The following is a 19,506-nucleotide window of genomic DNA, read 5'->3' as shown; positions in this document are numbered from 1 at the left end:
AGGAGTTGACTTATGTCTATTGAAGCGATAAAACTACTATCCGAACAATTGAAATCTAATATTGGACGCGTCATCGTAGGCAAAGAGGAAGTTGTAGAACTAATGCTCATCGGGCTCCTTACATCAGGGCATGTGCTGCTTGAGGATGTGCCAGGAACAGGAAAGACCTTGCTCGCTAAATCTATGGCCAAATCATTGGCTTTATCTTTCCGGCGAATTCAATTTACACCCGATTTGCTTCCATCGGATCTAAGCGGCATTCATTTCTATAATCAAAAAATAAGCGAGTTTGAATTCAGAGCTGGTCCATTGTTTACTCATTTACTGTTAGCAGATGAGATTAATCGTGCGACGCCTCGTACCCAGTCGAGTTTGCTCGAATGTATGGAAGAGCGTCAAATCAGCATCGACGGTGAAACCAAATATTTGGAACGTCCATTTATGGTTATTGCTACACAAAATCCAGTGGAGCATCAAGGAACGTTTCCACTTCCGGAAGCCCAGCTCGATCGTTTTTTATTCAAAATTAAGATGGGTTATCCGACGACTGAAGAAGGTTTGCAGCTATTAAAACGGTTTAAAGATCATGATCCGCTTGCGGAGCTTGAGCCAGTTGCAGGAATAGATGTCATTCAGAAGGCACAGCAAGCCTATTCAGCGGTGAAAGTGAACGATGACATCCTCCAGTATTTGTTGCAAATCGTGGAGCAAACACGAAGGCGTGAGGAGGTTTCTGTTGGTGTCAGTCCGCGAGGCAGTCAAGCGCTGCTCCGCGCTTCCCAGGTACATGCCATTTTGCGAGGACGTGATTTCGTTACGCCTGATGATATAAAGGCAATGGCGAAGCCGGTCTTGTCCCACCGACTAGCCATTCGCGGCATGCATCGTACGGCAAATCAGGCGGAATCCATTATTGATGACATTATTCGTTTGACGGCCGTGCCTGCTGAAGCAGGCGTAACGGCTCGTTAGGCAGCCTGATGATTTTATTTTGGTTTATATTAGCTGCAATCGTCATTTTGTCACTACAGGGCAAAATATTTCAAAAGCTCGTATTGCGCCGTATCCAATATGAACGGCGTTTTACGAGCAAAACATGCTATAGCGGCGAGCAGGTTGAGATGATAGAAGAGATGGCCAACGCCAAATGGCTGCCGGTGCCTTGGCTGCGCGTGGAATCACAGCTCTCCACTCATCTTCATTTTCAACAGCTTGATAATTTTTCTGTGAGCAGCGGGCAGCTTTATCAGAACCATAAGAGCTTCTTCAGTCTATCGCCGTATACAAAAATTACGCGCACACACCGCATCACTTGTGCAAAGCGAGGCTGGTACAAGCTTCAAACGGTCACGTTAACGGGCGGTGATCCGCTTGGTTTAACCCATTCGTCCGCTCAAATTGCGCTTCAAGGGGAACTGCTTGTTTATCCAAAGCCTGCCGAGGTGCCCATTCATGAGCTGCCTTATCACAGCTGGCAGGGTGATCAATCGATTCGTCGCTGGATCATCAACGATCCATTCATTATTGCAGGCGTTCGTGATTATCAAGCGGGCGATACGTATAAGCAAATAAATTGGAAAGCTACTGCAAAAACAGGAAGCCTTCAAGTCCATCAGTATGATTTTACCGCGGACCGCAGACTGATGATTTATTTGAATGTGGACGATGTAGAGGGCATGTGGCGAAGCGTAACTGATTTATCGTTAATCGAGCTAGGCATTGAATGGGCAGCAGGGGCGGCTGAAGCTGTCATTCAGCAGGGCATGGAAGTTGGTTTTGCATCCAATATGCCTTTGACCGGCATGATGGAAAGCGTTCACATTGAACCTAGAGGCGGGCATGAGCAATTAATCGTTATTTTAGAGGAAATGGCGAAGCTCGATATTGAACGCACAGAGCTGTTTCATCATTTGTTGGAACGCGAAGCAAGAAGCGGCTTCAGTGAACGAGATGTGCTAATGATTACGGCTTATTGGAACGAAGAACTGGAAAAACAAGCTGAACAGCTTCGCTACAACGGCAATGCAGTCGCAGTTTGGATGCTGACAGATAAAGCTAAGCCCACGATTAGTGATGATGGACAAGCGATATCAGGTCGCGGCAGAGAAGAGGTGACCGCGTGAATGAGCCACAGAAGCGATCTTTTCCTTTAAACCCCTTAGGTCAAGGTTTTATTGAACTGCTCTTTTATTTGCCCGTATTTATAGCGATAGCTGTTTACTTGCTGCCTGCTGGAGCCTTGTGGCCATGGATAGCAACGATTCCTCTCTGTTACTGGGCGGCATCGCTAATCCTCGGAAAATATCCAAGATTACGATACGGCGTGAAGCTTCTTCTAGCTATCGCTATTGGGGCGTTGCATAGCGGTTTATTCATTATCGCATGGGTAGGCAATGTGGATATCGTTCCTATGGTTGTATGCGGACTTGCTGCAGCTATAGCAGCGATGAAGGGCATGTCAGCGCAATTGCGCGGATGGTTCAACTCATTTCCCAACACACAGATGCTGATTGGTGTTCTCCTTTATGTAGCTGTGCAGCCGTTAAAAATAATTGCGTTAAAAAAACTGATGGAATACAACGGTGTTTTAATCGTTTGCGGAATTGCTGCTGTCATTTTATTTTTCTTTTTTGCAAATGAGCGGCATTTGAACAGTGAAACCGTAGATTCAGGGAAAACGTCAGCTACTCTTGCTTTCAAACGCCAAAATCGTCTATTAATTATTGTAATCGTCAGCATCATTAGCATTCTTGCTCTTTTCCGCCAAATTCAGAAGATGATTGAGAGCTTCTTTCATTCGATCATTGAGCGAATAATGAATTGGCTAAACCGGTCAAGAGAGCAAACAACGGTCGAAGAACCACCTATTGATTCTTCAACACCTGAGATGCCTTTGGAGGAAACGAAGCCGCCTTCTGATTGGATGCTGCTACTCGAGCAAATTGCGAAAATTATCGGCATCGTGTTAGTCATCATCATTATCTGTATTCTGTTCTATTTTATTGCTAGAAAGGTAATGCAATGGGTGAAGCTGCTTGCTGCTAAATTGCAGGAAAGAGGAGCAGATAGCCGCAATAACGGGGTTGGTTTTACAGACGAAGTTGAAAGTTTAATGACATTAACTAAATGGCGAGAGCAAATGGGCAATAAACTGAAGCAGCTGCTGCCAAAGAAGCGCTCCTTTGCTCAGGAATGGAATGAGCTGCGAACAAATACAGAAAAAATCAGGTTTTTATATGCTCGCTTATTGAGAAGCAGCGCCGAACAGGGGTATACGGTCAAAGAACATATGACTCCGCGCGAAACGTCAGAAGACCTGAATACATGGCAGGCTGGCAAGCTCGACAATATGCCTCGATTTATTGAGTTGTACGAAGAAGCAAGGTATGGCGATAAACAGCCAGATGACCAACAAATCAACGCTTTTAAAAACCAGTTCGAAAAAAAAGGGAATCAAGCCTAATAGGCTGATTCCCTTTTTTTGGTGTATGATTCAAAGCTTAACCATATAATCATGTGAGGCTTAAAATATGTTCGGCAATTTTATGGCCATGATAACGTCCGGATTCGATGAAAATTTCATTTGCTTCATGTCTGGAGGCTACGACACCTGCGAGATAAATGCCTGGAACATTCGTTTCCATCGTATCTTCGTTGAAGGTTGGATACCCTTCTTCCTCAATCGTAACGCCGCTTGTGTTAAGGAAGTTTCGATCGGGATGGAAGCCGGTCAATGCTAATACAAAATCATTTTCCAAACGGATCTCGCCTTCAGGTCCTAGGACAGTGATGTCATTGTTTTCGATAGAGGTTACAGTTGACTGAAACAGCATGCGAATGGAGCCTTTCGTTACTTTGCTCTGGAAGCCTGGCTTAACCCAAGGCTTAATGCTGGTGGAATAATCATTGCCGCGATAGACGACCGTTACCTCTGCACCGACCCGCTCTAGCTCTAATGCCGCATCGATTGCGGAGTTGCTGCCGCCAATAATCGCAACTTTCATGCCAACGTAGGGATGCGATTCGCGGAAGAAATGACTAACCTTATCGAGCTGCTCACCGGGAATGCCCAGCTCATTCGGATGATCAAAATAACCTGTAGCGATGATGACATACTTGCTTTGGTATGTGCGCTTCTCGCCAAAACGATCTTCTCCATGCAAAATAAACTGTCCATTCTCAGGCGTAATCTTATTTATCATTTCATAGGCTTGCACACGAACGTTTTTGCGCTGCGCGGCTGTTCTATAATAATTAAGTGCTTCCAGTCTAGAAGGCTTATCGTTAGCCGTTGTGAATGGTATATCGCCGATTTCAAGATTTTCTGGACTGCTGAAAAATTGCATATAAGTGGGATATTGCGAGATTGAATGTACAATGTTGCGTTTCTCTATCACAAGTGGCTGGAGACCAATCCGTTCGAGTTCAATCGCTGCTGCCAAGCCGCACGGACCGCCTCCAATGATGATGGCTTTTTCTTTTTGCATTCGTATTACCCTCCTATACTATAACGAAGCGATATAAATTCTAATATAACGATCATTTTACTGCGAGGCGTACATATTGTGCAAATCTGGATTTATGGCTCTCGTGTACATGCAATATATTATTGTATAATAATGTGTAACCATTCTTATTTGTATACCGGTTCTATGAAACTAGCTTTATTTCACAAAATGATAGGAGGAGATCACATGCGGCGACGTTTTGTAATAGAGGCAGTACTGGTGGCAACGTATGGACATCTTCTTGTACCGAGTCGTCCAATTGATTTTGTCGTTCCTTATTCATCCATAGCTGAGCTGTATGAAATGAGAGACGGAGTTGAACCCGTCATGGATGATCCAGATGATGATGGGCATGTAAAAACCAAAATAAATGAACTTATTGCTTTTTTTGAGGATGCTCTTAATCGCAAAAAAATTGAAAAGGCAATGCAAGTGCCTTGGCGAGAAAGCTCTCCGCTCATTCTAAATGATACGATTCATTTTACGGTCGTGCATGCTGTCGATAATGCCCATTATGGCGAGATGTTCGATCCGATCGAAACGGAATTGCTGTTAACAGGGCTGAAGCTGCAAGTCCCATTGCTGTCGGATCAGTTTGAGTTCCAAGATAAGCTGATAGAAGCAGAGGTCCCTGTACAAATTTACGATATTGAGGATTTTGAGTTTGCGGTAGAGGAAGGCATCTCCTCAAGCGACTTTGATTTGCCGAATGAGTCGGACAGGTTTTAAATCTTTTTTTGTAATAACCTTTTGCGCAAAGGCAGAAACAGGTGTTAAGATTTGGATGGGTTAGGAAAATATGATCAAATGGATACGAAAAGGGGGGCTCACGAATGTTTTTCAATCAGATTGGAATGAATGTCGAAGGCGCGCAGTTTAGCATGAATTTCCATCTTGTTGTTCAAACATGCCGATCGGGCTGCCTTCGTTCATTGGTGTCAACGCAGCTTTTTTGACCGTTGCACGCTATTATACGAAGATCTTAAGCCGATGATGGCTTGAGGTCTTTTTTTGTTTCCTATAGGGGAAGGGGCAATCCAATGAAAACGCTGTTACGTTTGATGATTTATGTAAGACCGAGTGCCAAATGGGTATTTACAGCGGTTATCATTATGATTTTTGCGACGATATTCGATTTGGTAGCTCCTTGGGTATTAGCCAAAATATTTGACGAAGGAATCGGAAAAAGCAATATGTCCGTCGTGATCGGGTTAACACTTGCTTTAGCAGGCATTCAAGCTTTAAAGAGCTTAGGCATGTTTATACAAGGTTATTCCCAAGAGCTAGTCGGTCAAAATGTCGTATTTAAACTCCGGAAAGAGCTTTATGAGCATTTGCAGCGTTTATCATTTTCTTATTATGACCGTGCGCAGACGGGTCAGCTCATGTCCAGAATGACTGGGGATATTGATGCGGTAAAAAACTTTGTCGGGTTTGGAGCGATGAATCTATTTACTGGCATGCTGACATTTATCGGAACGACGATTTTCATGATGACGATGCAATGGAAAGTAACTTTAATCAGCTTAATTACAATTCCTTTTATTTTGCTCGTGTTATTTCGCTTTAACCACAAAGTAGGACCAGCTTGGTCCAATATTCGCGAACAAATGGGGCGTTTAACGACTACGCTTCAAGAAAATATTTCAGGCATTCGAGTTGTCAAATCATTTGCAACGGAGAATGTAGAACAACGAAAATTCGCTGAGCGAAATGAGCAAAATTTCGATACAAATATGGACCGGGCAAGGCTTGAGGCAAAAGCATTTCCGCTCATGGGCTTTTATGGAGGACTCACGTTTGTTTTGATGATCTGGATCGGTGCTATTTTTGTTGCTCGGGAAGAGATGTCGATTGGTACCTTCATGGCGTTTCAATGGTACACATGGGGCATTATTTGGCCGCTGAATATGCTAGGCTGGCAAATTAATATTTTCCAGCAAGCCATTAAAGCAGCTCCACGGGTATTTGAAGTACTGGACACACCGGTTGATATTCAAACCCCTGAACAAGCGATAAATACGGACGGAATGCACGGTAATGTCGTTTTTGATCGCGTAACATTTTTCTTCTCCGATCAGGATTTAGCGAAGGATAAGCCGATATTGGATGAGGTTTCTTTCCAAGTGAAGCAAGGTGAGGTGATCGGTGTACTCGGTGCCACGGGTTCAGGAAAAAGCAGTCTAATTGGCTTGCTTTCTCGTTATTATGATGTGTCCGGTGGCAGTGTACTCATTGATGGTGTAGATGTGCGGGAATATGAGCTTGATGGACTGCGGCGAAGCATAGGAATTGTACCGCAAGAGACCTTCTTGTTCTCAGCATCGATTAGAGATAATATCGCCTACGGTCATCCGGATGCAACGCAGGAGCAAATTGAGGAGGCAGCACGCAAATCGCAAATCCATTCCTTCATCGAAAGCATGCCGAATGGCTACGATACACGAATCGGTGAGCGGGGTGTCGGGCTCTCTGGCGGACAAAGACAACGCGTGGCGCTTGCTCGTGCGATTTTAATGGATCCGCCAATTCTAGTATTGGATGAAGCGACAGCGAGTGTAGATACAGCAACAGAATCAGCTATTCATGAAGCTTTATTAGAAGTCATGAAAGGTCGTACGACTTTTATAATCGCGCAGCGGCTTTCCTCGATTCAGCATGCGGACCGTATTATTGTACTTGAAAATGGCCGTGTGGCTGAAGAAGGCACACATAAAGAACTAAACGAAGGCAGTGGCTTTTTCCGTCAATTGTTCGATAGACAGAAGCAAATTGCACATCAATAGAAGAGAGGTGAAAACATGAGTCAAGTGGAGTGGGATATGGATTCTGATGTAGAAGAGAAGCCATTTAATGGGAAATACATGCGGCGTATGCTTCAATATCTTATCCCGTATCGCAAATTAATGACGTGGGTCATTATTATAGTGCTTATTAATATGTTATTAAGCTTATCCGAGCCAATTATTCTTGCATATATTATCGATAAAGGGATAAACCAAAAAGATTATTCGGTTATCCATGTATTAGGCGCTATTCTTCTGGGCGTTAAGCTAATAGGCTGGTTGTTTAGCTATATGCATACCAGATGGATTAATTTTACAGGTCAACGTATTTTGTTTGATCTTCGTCAGCAACTATTTAATCATTTGCAAACCTTGTCCTTTCGTTTTTTTGATGGACGTCCCGCTGGTAAAATTATGTCCAGAATTACGAATGATACGAATGCAATTGGCGAGCTAATCAACGGCGGTTTGATAACGATGGTGATGGAGGTTACGCATTTACTTGGCATCGTCATTATTTTGATCTGGATGGATTGGCAGCTTGCTTTGCTATCATTTATTATGATGCCGCTGCTCTATTTCATCGTTGCAAAGCTCCGTCCAAAAATTGAAGGCTCATGGTCGCGTTCACGCTCAACGATGTCATCGATTAACGGTAATGTGAACGAAACGATACAGGGCATTCGTGTCATTCAAGCCTTCTCACGCCAGCGGACAAATAATGAGCGATTTGAAGGCATAAATACCCGCAACAAAGGCGCATTTATGCGAGCAATTACATTGGAATCGACTGTATATCCACTGGTTGAAATGATCGGAATGCTGGGCACCTGTATCGTAGTTTGGTTCGGAGCCACGAAGGTCATTGAAGGCGCGCTTACGCTTGGCTTCATTATGGCGTTCATTAATTATTTATGGCGCTTCTGGGGGCCGCTGAGCGCCTTATCCAAGGTGTATAGCCAGCTGTTGTCAGCTATGGCTTCTGCCGAGCGTATTTTTGAAGTGCTGGATACCGATCCAGAGGTAAAAAATAGCAAACATGCTTTAGAACTGCCGCAGGTTCGCGGTGAGGTTGAGTTTGATAACGTTTCTTTTCGATATGAGGAAAATAAACCTGATGTGCTTCATAACGTTTCATTTCTCGTTAAGCCCGGGCAAAGAGTAGCTTTAGTCGGGCCAACCGGCGCTGGAAAAAGCACGATCGTTAATCTCTTGATGCGCTTCTACGATGCTACTGACGGTACCGTGCGAATCGACGGGATGGACGTCAAGCAGGCAACGCTCGAATCTCTACGCAAGCAAATGGGAATCGTGCTTCAGGATTCATTTATTTTTGCGGGTACGGTAGAAGAGAACTTGCGTTATGGCAACGACCATGCAACAGAGGAAGAGCTGCTTAGAGCAGCCGAGAGCGTAAGGCTAGACCGCGTTGTAAGCAAATTGTCAGATGGGTATCAAACGCAGTTGGAGGAGCGAGGCTCAAAACTCTCAGTAGGCCAAAGGCAATTGCTCGCTTTCGGCCGTGTATTGCTATCAGATCCCGGCATACTCATATTAGACGAGGCTACTTCCAGCGTTGACATGGAAACAGAGCAGCATATCCAAGAGGCTTTGCACACGCTGCTAGCAGGAAGAACGGCTTTTATTATCGCGCACAGACTATCCACTATTAAGGATGCTGATCTTATTCTCGTCATTGAGAATGGAAGAGTAGCCGAGCAGGGGTCGCATCCGGAGCTGATGAAGAAAGGCGGCATCTACTCCAATCTTGTTCTAACCCAGCTGTCTATGCAGGAATCTGTTATTTTGCAAACCAGTTCTTAATGGCATGAAATAAAAGAAGAGGGCAAGTCAGGCTAACGCAAAAAATGCGCTAGCTTGACTCGTCCTCTTTTTTTGTACGATCGATTGCTTGTGCCATCGTTTTATCCGTTAAATGCGCATAAATTTGCGTCGTTTCCGGCGAAGCATGCCCAAGCTGCTCTTGGGTTTTGTAGATGTCGTTTCGCAGATAATAGTCCGTGGCGAAGCTATGTCTGAGCTTATGTACAGATAAGTACGGTTTTCCAAAGCGTTTGGCATATTTCAGGACCATTTCTTGAATGGCTCGCTTCGTCATGCGCGAACCCTCGTTTTTTCCATTAGCAACAGCCAGAAACAAAGCTTTTTCTCTTTTTGGCGCCTTGTAACGGAGTTCCCTGAGAGTCAAATAAGCTTGCAAATCCTCAACCGCCTCTTGGCGAAAATATACAGGAGTTTTAAACGTATCGTCATTTTTACCTTTGCGATATACATAGGAAAGCTTCTTCTTGAGATCGATATCATCGACGTTCAAATTGACGAGTTCAGATACGCGCAAGCCTGAATGTAGAATAAAGCTAATGATACATGCATCTCTTATCATATTAAGCTCGTATGCGTAAAGTGCCTGCTTGTTTTTGCCAACATCCGTCCCATAATGCTGTTTAATATAAGCCATAAATTCGGAAATTTCCTCTTCTTGAAGGAGCTTTCCCTCAAGCTTTGCGGCTGTATCCTTTGGCTTATGCGTACGTTTAATCGTAACCTTTGCCATAACATTCCGTTTGAGCAGAGGATAAAACTCCTCATCCTCTGCAATTTGACTTAAATAATGAAATAACGAGCGGAGGGAGGAAAGCTTGCGAGAGATCGTCGTTTTACTGTTTCGTTCCACTTTATGAGTCGATAAATACATACGGAAGCCATCTATACTGTCCATATGCAGCTTTTCCAGTTCAAGCAAAGCTACGTCTCTAATAGTTGCTGCTTCAGAAAGACCTTCAGCCATTAACCAGTTAAGAAAGGTTTCATAGTCTCTCATATATTCGACAAGCGATGAAGGAGATAAATCCGGAAGTTTGTAATTAATAAATTTTTCAATATACCAAGGCATCATAGGAAGTTTTTTGTCGAGCTCTTCACGATCTTTTTGTTTAATAATATTGATGGCGAGTCACTCCTAAAATTAATGGTGCGAATAGTTAACGACATTTAATAAACATAATAATAATTATGTTAACAAAATGTAATAATAACCAGATGAATAGTTATATTGTAACAATTAGAGTAAGCGGGTACAACGTTATATAAGGGTAATAGGAAAAAAAGAATACTCAACTCAGAGACTTCTTCTCATTATGACCCTCATACGTTGATTATGGTGTTTGGATGTATAAGAATTTATATAATGGTCACTCTAAAAAAAACAAAATAATATCTCAATTATTTTATTTTTTATTTTTGAAACCCATTAATAAACAGCCCGTATACCTTTTTATAACTTCATCGTGCTTCATTCCAAAGGGGAGTAGCTGCTACAGTAAAGTCGTCATTACGAGAATCTAACGATCTCCGGCTTTATTGGCAACTTAACGTTGTTAGCGAGACCTTTGCCACTAGTCGGCAAAGGTCTATTTTTTGGGTGTAAGCACAAGTTAAATTTACTTATGCAGAGTCGAAAGGGAGGAATCTTGTATGGATTTTGGTTTGTTAATGGAATATGGATGGGTTCTGCTCATCCTCATTGCAATTGAAGGTTTGCTCGCAGCAGACAATGCACTTGTGCTGGCTATCATGGTCAAACATCTGCCGGAGAAAGAACGGAAGAAAGCATTGTTTTATGGCTTAGCAGGGGCATTTGTTTTCAGATTTGCTTCGTTATTCGCTATTTCCTTTCTGGTTGGAGTATGGCAAGTACAGGCAATTGGCGCGTTGTACTTATTATTCATTGCGCTAAACCATATTTTCCGAAAAGTCATTTTCAAGAAGCATGTCGATAATGCAACTGAAGACAAAAAAGAAACCAAAAAAGCGAGTGGCTTTTGGTTTACCGTATTGAAGGTAGAAGTTGCGGATATCGCATTTGCAGTAGATTCTATCTTGGCAGCTGTTGCGCTTGCAATGGCGCTGCCAACGACCAATTTGCCGAAAATAGGCGGAATGGATGGCGGTCACTTTGCAGTCATCTTTATCGGTGGTTTCATTGGTCTAATCATTATGCGTTTCGCTGCTTCAGCTTTCGTGAAGCTGCTAGAGCGCAAGCCTGGTCTTGAAGTTGCTGCATTCGTTATCGTAGGTTGGGTAGGCGTCAAGCTGGCTGTTGTCACATTGTCTCACCCTAAACTGGGGATCATTCCAGAATCATTCTCCCATTCAGCAGCTTGGAAAATTACCTTCTATGTTGTCCTTGTCCTGATCGCGGTTATAGGTTGGTTCCTATCGAGCGACAAAGAGGAATCCAATGACGGTAAGGTTGCAACAAATAACAACTAATCTATTTTCATTATAAATCAGAAAAAAACTGTTGAGGAAACTCAACAGTTTTTTTCTTTTTATTAGCTTTTAAATATTCCGAATTCCTCTATATCACGTCACAGTAAACCGTTAAGATTGCTTCATTATTTGATTCAGATTTTTGCGATGTTGTAAATTAGTAAATATATGCAATTCTGCAAATTCGGTTACAATTCCATTTTAACTGTGCTAAACTCAAACGAGTCTGTAGAAGAGTTGCCAATCTTCTTCCAAATTGCGGACAATTTGTATGTACGCTATAGAAAAAGGAGGTTCATTCTTAAATGATGAACACTAAATTCATACAACATAGTATGGCGCTTATTATTATATTTATGCTGGCATTTTCGGTTCCGCTCGAAGCTGCTCATGCTGCTCCGCCTGCTACATTAAAGGTAGGAAGCTCAGGACCTGATGTTCCAGATTTGCAATATCGGTTAAAAACGCTAGGTTATTTTAATAAAGACGTAACTGCTTATTTTGGCACAACAACATTAGAGTCACTCAAACGTTTTCAGAAGGATTTTGGTGTGGCTTCAGACGGCGTCGCAGGCGCACAGACCTGGAAAACACTTAAGAGTGTATCCGTGAATCAAGGTGAGCTTGATTTGCTGGCAAGAATTATTTATGCAGAAGCACGTGGCGAATCCTATAAAGGACAGGTTGCAGTTGGAGCTGTCGTTATGAATCGATTGGCATCGTCTAGTTTTCCAGATACAGTAAGAGGCGTTATTGAACAGCCGCGAGCATTTACTGCTGTTGATGATGGGCAATATAATCTTACCCCAAACAAACTTGCCTATCAAGCAGCACAGGAAGCTGTCAAAGGTTATGATCCAACAGGTGGAGCTCTTTATTATTTTAATCCAGAGACAGCTACATCAGAATGGATTTGGTCACGCAAGCAAACCGTAAAAATTGGACGTCATATATTTGCAGTATAAACAAAAGATTCTTATCGACAAGGTAACTTGCGATAAGAATCTTTTTGTATCTGTCAAATTGACCAGCGAGATGTTTTCAAAAAGTTATGCAAACATGTTACAATAAGAAAGATAGTATCATACTTTTTTTAAACATTCTGGAGGTGCCAACATTGAAAGTTGAAATTTGGTCGGATTATGTATGTCCGTTTTGTTATATAGGAAAAAGGAAGTTCGAGCTCGCACTTGCAAAATTTGCGCATAAAGACAAGATCGAAATCGTATTCCGCAGTTTTGAGCTAGATCCAAGTGCTGATCCTAATTCAAATATAAGCACATACAGCATGCTTGCAACGAAGTATGGAATGAGCGTAGAGAAAGCAAAGGAAACAACAGCTAACGTAGCAGAACAAGCTGCAGCTGTAGGGATCACATTCCATTTTGAAGGAACGGTTTCTACAAATACGTTTGACTCACATCGTCTCGTTCACTTTGCTGCTGAGCAGGGCAAGGAAAAGGAACTTTCCGAGAGATTGTTTAAAGCTTACTTTACAGATGGCGTAAATATCGGGAATCGCGAGCGACTTGTAGAAATCGCTGCTGAAGTTGGCCTTGACACTGCCACAGCAGCTGCAATGCTTGAGTCTAACCAATTCGCTGACAATGTCCGTGGAGAAGAAGAGGAAGGCAGCAAGCTCGGCATACGAGGTGTTCCTTTTTATGTAGTTGATCGTAAATATGCTGTTTCCGGCGCACAATCGCCAGAGGTGTTTTTGGACACATTAAATAAAGCGTGGGAAGAAAAACATCCAACCTTTATTCAAGTGAATGAAGGGGACGCTGATGTTACATGTTCGAATGGTTATTGCGTTCCTGATTCATCAAAGTCTTAATAGCTTACGAAGGGCGGACATTTCATGGAGGATGCAACTCTCGGAAGCAACTGTCAAATTGAGCGCATTGGTAAAATCATCGAGTTGTCTATCATGTCTGCTTTTATTTTGATAAATGAAAAACGTTTTGAAGTGCCATTAACGAAAGTCGCTGAGGGTGTTAGCCTCGGCGACTTTGTTGTCTGGACAGGCAGCAGCTGGAATCGTAAAATGATCGTATAAAAAAACGTATTTGTCGGATTAGCTTTCACAACTTATAATAGATAACGGTATAAAAGTCAGACGCTCGTTAAGAAGCGACGACATGCAAATACTTAGGGGGTTTTAAACGTGACAAATGAACAACAACGTTTGCTTGTGTTCGCAGGCTCTTATGCAGAAGCAGAGGAGAATGGCGTGTACGTGTATGCATTCGATGAGCAATCGGGTACATTAACGTTGACGGACGCGGTTGCTGATTTTAAAAATCCGACGTTTCTCAATGTAGATGCAGACCGCAAGCTATTATATACGATCTCCGAAACCGTAAATCAATCAGGTCTGAAGGTTGGAGAGGCTGCGGCATTTGCCATTGATACCAAGGAGGGCTCATTACGGCTCATAAACCGTAAAGAGACGGTCGCTTCGACGACCTGTCATATTCAGCGCGATGCGAATAGCCGATATTTGACGGTTACTAGCTATCATGGCGGCATGATTGGACTTTTCGGCATTACAGAAGAGGGCGCTATCGGTCAAGAGCTTGATGTGAAACAACATGTTGGAAGCAGTCAGCATCCAGAACGCCAGGATCGTCCGCATCCACATTCCTCATTCTACAGCCCTGACGGTCGATACCTGTTCGTTTCTGATTTGGGACTGGATCGAATCGTCACTTATCGCTTGGATGAAGCTGATCATAAGCTTATTCACCATGCCGAATTTTCTTTGCATCCAGGAGCAGGGCCGCGTCATCTGTCGTTCCATCCGAATGGTAAGTTCGTCTATGTTATTAATGAGGTGGATTCAACAATTACATCGTTTACATACGATCAAGAGACCGGCCAGTTGACGACTTTAGAAACCGTTAGCACACTTCCTGCGGATTTTGAAGGTGAAAACTCTTGTGCTGAAATTACAGTATCTTCAGACGGCAAATATGTATATGGTTCCAATCGTGGTCATGACAGCATTGTTGTTTTCGCAATCGATGAACGAACGGGTGCTTTGTCGCTTGTTCAGCACATTTCGGTTGAAGGCGGACATCCACGTCATTTTGCACTGACGCCAAACGGCAATTATTTACTTGCTGCAAACCGAGACACAAACAATATCGTTACATTCAAAGTTAATAAATCAAGTGGACAATTGGCCTTCACTGGGAATAGCGTATCGTTATCTAAGCCAGTTTGTGTAATCCCTGTTTATTTAACGATGTAAATAATTAATGACGTAAGCATAGAGAGAAAAGGGGAATACAGAAGCGTGGCTACTAGCGAAGAAGAAAAACCGAAATTAAAGGCGACCAAAATTTTCAAATGTAAAAATCCGGACTGCAAAGCATGGGTTAGAGATGAGTTTGCTGCGACAGAGCAAACCTGTCCGATCTGCAAAGGACCAATGCTCAGAAGCATGAGGCATTTGCCAGCCGTTCAGAATAAGCCGAAACCTCAGCCACGTAAGCCGAAATCGGACTATTAAAATGTTTATTCAAAAAAATCCCAATCCTCTCATTAGAGCTGGATCGGGATTTTTTTATTGTTCAGCAGAATCGTTCGACTAAAAATATGGTAGGATAGACATACAAACAATGACAGGATGGTACCCTATATGCTGTTTTATTTTGTCGCATTATTTACGGCAGCCGTAATTGTCATCTTAAATAATCGCAGGAGCGAATCGAATCGCTGGGCTGCTTTATTTTTGTTCAGTGCTTCAATTGGCGGACTCTCAGAAGTCTTAATAGACATCGGGTTATTCATAATAACTGATCTCTTGCAATTTTTTAATTATACATTCACGCCTTATGCTGTTTTTGTATTCTGCCTGCTCTATGCGTCTGTTCTAGACCATAACCGAATGAGAAAAAAACTGAAATTTTATCTTTCTATTCCGATTTTTTTGATGGCTTTGTTTGTTATGATTTCTTCTGATGTGCAATGGTTTTTTAATCTTTTGCTGCTATGGAGCGCGCCTTATTATTTAATTTCCTGTTATTTATTAGTCGCATCCTTTTGGAAAGAGCGTGATCCAAAGATAAAGCGAAGCCGCTTTATCACCACAATCATAATGGTTCCAACACTGCTTGCTGTTCTAATCTTCATATATGTGGCAAAGGTGATTACGCCAGACTTTGAATTTTTTAATTATATTTCAGTCTTTATGATTTATTCGTTGTCGGTCGCGCTGTTATGTACCTTCATGTATGGTGTTCTTGGTGTTAAACTCCGCTTTGAGCATGATCCAATGGAAAGTACGATGCGAGCAGTTAGCACTGGAACTACGATGCTTAATCATACGATAAAAAATGAAATAGGGAAAATAGCCATCAGTACGGAAAATTTAAGAAATCTGCTGCCTGAATCGAATGAGCAATCTATGCAGCAAATGCAGATCATAACGAATGCATCCAATCATATGCTTGAGATGATCAGCCGTATTCATAGTCAAATAAAGGACATTACACTTAAGGAGCAGCCGGTTCAACTCGATCAGCTCATCGAAAAAGTTCTTTTTCAGCATGAGGGTCTGATGCAAAATAAAGGTATTTCGTTAACCGCGAAGTATGAGCTGCGTCCTGTCATCCAATGTGATCCCATTCATATTAGCGAGGCATTTGGTAACCTGCTCATGAATGCAAGTGATGCAATGCCAAATGGAGGAGCAATTGAAGTAAGGCTTTCAGCGTATAAGAAGGGTGCGGAGCTTTCTGTGCAGGATAGTGGCATGGGCATCTCGGAGGAGAAGTTAAGCCAAGTGTTTGATCCCTTCTATAGCAGTGGGAAGAGTGGACGGAATTTCGGACTTGGCTTATCTTATGTTTATAATGTTATGCAAAAGAGCGGTGCAAAGGTCATTCTGACCAGCCAAGAAGGTGTAGGAACACGTGCAGCCTTAATATGGCCGCGAAAAAAGATTTTAAAATGAGTAGAGAAGGAGGGAGCAACCTTGAGTCATATCAAAGTGTTTATCGTTGAGGATGACACAGATTGGATTAAAGCGCTCACTACTTTTTTGAATAAAGAGTCTGATTTGCTTGTTGTAGGTACGGCAACTAATTCTACCGATGCGATATATCTTGCACAAACGCTTACGTTTGATGTTGTACTAATGGATATTCAGCTGGAAGGCAGCAGGCTTGACGGCATTCATACAGCTATTCTTATGCATGAGCATTCTCCCGCCAAGATTATCATGTTAACGTCATTAAATGATGAGCAGACGATGACTCAGGCCTTTACAGCCGGTGCTGTACAGTATTTGGAGAAGACACGCTTCCAGGAGCTGCCGCAAACGATTCGTAATGCCTATCATCATTCTGCTCCCATGGAGGCATTACTTAACGAACTGACTCGGCTAAAGCGCGAGGAGCAGCTTAAGGAATTAACTGGCGCAGAACGTGAAGTATTCGAGCTTATTGAAGCCGGATACACGCAATCGCAAATTGAGAAGAAGCTCTACAAGGCAGAGAGCACACTCAAAAATCAGGTCAATAAAATGCTCAAGAAGCTTGGCGTGCGCAGCAGCAAAGAAGCTGTGGAAAAAGTGAAGCGAAGAGGAATTTTCCAGCGGGATGAGAAGGAATAACCTATTTTACATAACTAGAAGGCAAAGGGGTACTACATAACGTAGTACCCCTTTGTTTGTCGTTCTATGAAAGATGGAACTGCCGTTACTATACAGCTTGCGTTTAAAATAAAAGGAGAGAGGGAGCGATTTAACATGGAAGCAATAACCTCACACTACGACGAAGCTGCTGTGCTGCTCATTGATGGAAAATGCATGTTATGTAATAAAATTACTCACTTTGTCGTGAAGAGAGATAAAAAGAAATATTTTCGATTTGCTGCGCTTCAGTCGCCTGTGGGTCAGGAGTTACTTAAGAATGGGAATTTGCCTATAGATGATCTTGACACGTTTGTAATGGTGCAGTCAAACCAGTACTATACCAAATCCGAAGCGGCACTTCGAGTATTTCGCAAGCTTGACGGCTGGTGGAGGTTGTTGTATTGGTTTCGCTTCGTACCGCTTGCTTGGAGAAACTATGTTTATCATATTATTGCGCGAAATCGCTATCGATGGTTTGAGAAACATGAAATGTGCATCATCCCGACACCAGAGTTATTAGAGAGATTTTTGGACGATGGAATAGGAGGAGCATGAATGAATAGAAAACCGATCTACGTCGAGCTCGAAATTCGTGCAACACAGGATGAGCTTTGGGCGCATACTCAAATCCCACAGCTGCATGAGCAATGGGATCTCAGATTCTCGAAAATTCAATATTTACCAAAAAACAGTGAATCCGACATCCAGAAATTCCAGTATGAAACGAGAATTGGTTTTGGTCTAAACATAAGAGGCACAGGAGAAACGAGCAGCACAATTTTCAAAGATGGAAATGAAAGAGTATCAACGCTAACTTTTGCTTCAGAGCAGCGAATGTCGCTTATACGAATCGGAGGCGGTTACTGGAAGTACAAGGATCTTGGAGACAAACAGTCCTTTATAACATTATTTAATTATCAGACTCGTTTCGGTATTGCAGGACGAATTTTGGATCGCTTTTTATTCCGTCCCCTATTTGGCTGGGCTACCGCATGGAGCTTCGATCGATTGCGAATATGGCTTGAGGAACGCATCCCTCCTTCTGTTGTTGCAGAGAGAGCTTTGCTTCATTATTTGAGCGTCTGCTTCATCGTTCTGCTCTGGTGTTATGAAGGCTTTGTGCCTAAGCTATTGTTCCCAGAAACGGGAGAGTTGACGATGATGAGGCAGGTTGGTTGGTTTAAAGGAATGGAGCTGCAAATGGTTCAACTGATTGGTATTGGTGAAATGGGACTTGGTGTGCTCATCGCTTGTTTCCATAGGAGAAAATGGATTTATATCATTCACGTATTGGCACTTATTTCACTCACAATGCCAGCGCTTCTATTTTATTCAGAATTGCTGAAGTCGCCTTTTAATCCAATTACGCTTACGTTGCCAATGATTGGTTTAGGCTTAACAGCCTATTTAAGCAGACGTCATTTGCCGCAAGCGAGCCGCTGTAAAAGACAATTTAAATAATTAGATTAGAAAAAGGGGGAAATTACGATGCGTTCTATATATGAACAAGCGTTAGGAGCTGATTTTCAGAAGCTTCATCCTCGCATTCAGAAGCGTTTTGGCTTTTGCAGTCAAGATCGTACCGCGTCCATCGGACATGGAGTCATGCAGCTTATATGGTACAACAAACTTGCTGCACTGCCATTGTTTGTTGGAACGCTCCGCCACATCATGTTCCCCCAAGGCGGCGTAAACATCCCGTTTTCAATAGAAAACTATGCATATGTAGATGCATTCGGACGTGAAACCGTCACGTGGATTCGCAAATTCAAGTTTCCAAGGACGATCCGCCATTTTGACGCAACGATGGTGTATAGCGGAGAAAGAGAAGTTATCGTTGATTATTTAGGCAATAAGCAGCATTTAGCAGTCGATTTGGATGTTGCAGTTTCCACAAAGGGCGGAATTCGAATCATTTCGGGTGAGCAGCGTTTCTATGAAGGGTGGCTTCAATTTCGATTTCCTCGTTTGTTTACTGGCAGAGCAGAAGTGAATGAGTGGTATGACGATGAGGAGCGCTGCTACAAAATATCAGTGGATGTTCGGAACCCTATCCTTGGCCAAATTTTCCGTTATGAAGGCTCTTTCCAAGCTTCATTCGTGAATAGCGGTCATGAGGCGATTCCGATTGGAATTCGGCCATTGCGTGAAGAGAAGAGGGAATAAACGGCTGCTGCTGTTTATTCCTTTTTGTCACTTTCGTGTTTGGCGTTGTATAATAGAAGCTGACACGATAAGCAGGTCCAAGCTAACGAGGTAAATGCAGCTGGATCCA

Annotated in this window: 19 protein-coding genes; 17 read left to right on the top strand and 2 right to left on the bottom strand. The window is 42.7% G+C overall.

The features are described from left to right. The first annotated feature begins 12 nt into the window (after positions 1–12). The 3 genes from AC0VYE_RS18005 to AC0VYE_RS17995 are packed head-to-tail and all read left to right on the top strand — an operon-like array spanning position 13 to position 3,463. On the top strand, positions 13–972 hold the full coding sequence (locus AC0VYE_RS18005; RefSeq protein ID WP_475442467.1) for an AAA family ATPase: 960 nt from the start codon (positions 13–15) through the stop codon (positions 970–972). Positions 973–980: 8 nt separating this feature from the next. Next, positions 981–2,123 (top strand): DUF58 domain-containing protein, encoded by a 1,143-nt coding sequence (locus AC0VYE_RS18000; protein WP_475442466.1) that lies wholly within the window; start codon positions 981–983, stop codon positions 2,121–2,123. Then, complete coding sequence (locus AC0VYE_RS17995; protein WP_475442465.1) at positions 2,120–3,463, top strand: DUF4129 domain-containing protein; 1,344 nt, start codon at positions 2,120–2,122, stop codon at positions 3,461–3,463. The genes AC0VYE_RS18000 and AC0VYE_RS17995 overlap by 4 nt, the downstream gene beginning before the upstream one ends. A 49-nt stretch (positions 3,464–3,512) precedes the next feature. Here AC0VYE_RS17995 and AC0VYE_RS17990 read toward each other — a convergent pair whose 3' ends face one another. Beyond that, entirely contained in the window at positions 3,513–4,487 is a 975-nt protein-coding gene (locus tag AC0VYE_RS17990; protein WP_475442464.1) for a YpdA family putative bacillithiol disulfide reductase, read from the bottom strand. 207 nt (positions 4,488–4,694) lie between these two features. On the opposite strand from AC0VYE_RS17990, the gene AC0VYE_RS17985 reads away from it, so the two are divergent. From AC0VYE_RS17985 to AC0VYE_RS17975, 3 genes are all read left to right on the top strand, one after another. Further along, on the top strand, positions 4,695–5,237 hold the full coding sequence (locus AC0VYE_RS17985; protein ID WP_076265867.1) for an ADP-heptose synthase: 543 nt from the start codon (positions 4,695–4,697) through the stop codon (positions 5,235–5,237). A gap of 311 nt (positions 5,238–5,548) precedes the next feature. Beyond that, on the top strand, positions 5,549–7,294 hold the full coding sequence (locus tag AC0VYE_RS17980) for an ABC transporter ATP-binding protein (RefSeq protein WP_475442463.1): 1,746 nt from the start codon (positions 5,549–5,551) through the stop codon (positions 7,292–7,294). A 15-nt stretch (positions 7,295–7,309) separates the two neighbouring features. Continuing rightward, positions 7,310–9,118 carry an ABC transporter ATP-binding protein gene (locus tag AC0VYE_RS17975; RefSeq protein ID WP_475442462.1) on the top strand — a complete coding sequence of 603 codons (1,809 nt, stop codon included), beginning with the start codon at positions 7,310–7,312 and terminating at the stop codon, positions 9,116–9,118. 49 nt (positions 9,119–9,167) lie between these two features. Here AC0VYE_RS17975 and xerS read toward each other — a convergent pair whose 3' ends face one another. After that, positions 9,168–10,262: a tyrosine recombinase XerS gene (gene xerS / locus AC0VYE_RS17970; protein ID WP_475449628.1), complete on the bottom strand. Its 1,095-nt coding sequence runs from the start codon at positions 10,260–10,262 to the stop codon at positions 9,168–9,170. A 527-nt stretch (positions 10,263–10,789) separates the two neighbouring features. On the opposite strand from xerS, the gene AC0VYE_RS17965 reads away from it, so the two are divergent. The 11 genes from AC0VYE_RS17965 to AC0VYE_RS17915 all read left to right on the top strand — a co-directional run bounded on the left by AC0VYE_RS17965 (position 10,790) and on the right by AC0VYE_RS17915 (position 19,397). Further along, positions 10,790–11,587 (top strand): TerC family protein, encoded by a 798-nt coding sequence (locus AC0VYE_RS17965; protein WP_076265871.1) that lies wholly within the window; start codon positions 10,790–10,792, stop codon positions 11,585–11,587. Positions 11,588–11,895: 308 nt separating this feature from the next. Beyond that, positions 11,896–12,552, top strand: a complete 657-nt coding sequence (gene sleB, locus AC0VYE_RS17960) for a spore cortex-lytic enzyme (protein WP_475449626.1) — start codon at positions 11,896–11,898, stop codon at positions 12,550–12,552. Positions 12,553–12,704: 152 nt separating this feature from the next. Further along, positions 12,705–13,424: a DsbA family oxidoreductase gene (locus AC0VYE_RS17955; RefSeq protein WP_475442461.1), complete on the top strand. Its 720-nt coding sequence runs from the start codon at positions 12,705–12,707 to the stop codon at positions 13,422–13,424. Between the two features lie 24 nt (positions 13,425–13,448). Next, positions 13,449–13,646 (top strand): hypothetical protein, encoded by a 198-nt coding sequence (locus AC0VYE_RS17950; RefSeq protein ID WP_475442460.1) that lies wholly within the window; start codon positions 13,449–13,451, stop codon positions 13,644–13,646. 108 nt (positions 13,647–13,754) lie between these two features. After that, the gene (locus tag AC0VYE_RS17945; protein ID WP_475442459.1) at positions 13,755–14,843 is read left to right on the top strand and encodes a lactonase family protein; all 1,089 of its coding nucleotides are present in this window, start codon (positions 13,755–13,757) and stop codon (positions 14,841–14,843) included. Between the two features lie 45 nt (positions 14,844–14,888). Further along, a complete protein-coding gene (locus tag AC0VYE_RS17940) occupies positions 14,889–15,104 on the top strand; it encodes a cold-inducible protein YdjO-related protein (RefSeq protein ID WP_076265875.1) in 216 nt (71 codons plus the stop codon). A gap of 129 nt (positions 15,105–15,233) precedes the next feature. After that, positions 15,234–16,550: a sensor histidine kinase gene (locus tag AC0VYE_RS17935; RefSeq protein ID WP_475442458.1), complete on the top strand. Its 1,317-nt coding sequence runs from the start codon at positions 15,234–15,236 to the stop codon at positions 16,548–16,550. A 21-nt stretch (positions 16,551–16,571) separates the two neighbouring features. Further along, a complete protein-coding gene (locus AC0VYE_RS17930) occupies positions 16,572–17,210 on the top strand; it encodes a response regulator (RefSeq protein ID WP_475442457.1) in 639 nt (212 codons plus the stop codon). 135 nt (positions 17,211–17,345) lie between these two features. Beyond that, the gene (locus AC0VYE_RS17925; protein WP_475442456.1) at positions 17,346–17,786 is read left to right on the top strand and encodes a thiol-disulfide oxidoreductase DCC family protein; all 441 of its coding nucleotides are present in this window, start codon (positions 17,346–17,348) and stop codon (positions 17,784–17,786) included. Further along, positions 17,787–18,692: a DoxX-like family protein gene (locus tag AC0VYE_RS17920; RefSeq protein WP_076265879.1), complete on the top strand. Its 906-nt coding sequence runs from the start codon at positions 17,787–17,789 to the stop codon at positions 18,690–18,692. It abuts the gene before it with no gap. A 27-nt stretch (positions 18,693–18,719) separates the two neighbouring features. Continuing rightward, complete coding sequence (locus AC0VYE_RS17915) at positions 18,720–19,397, top strand: DUF4166 domain-containing protein (RefSeq protein ID WP_475442455.1); 678 nt, start codon at positions 18,720–18,722, stop codon at positions 19,395–19,397. The last annotated feature ends 109 nt before the right edge of the window (positions 19,398–19,506 follow it).

The organism is Pristimantibacillus sp. Z349TD_6, assembly GCF_056173205.1.
The sequence above is the reverse complement of the archived record's forward strand: the minus strand, read 5'-3'. Positions and strand labels throughout refer to the sequence as shown.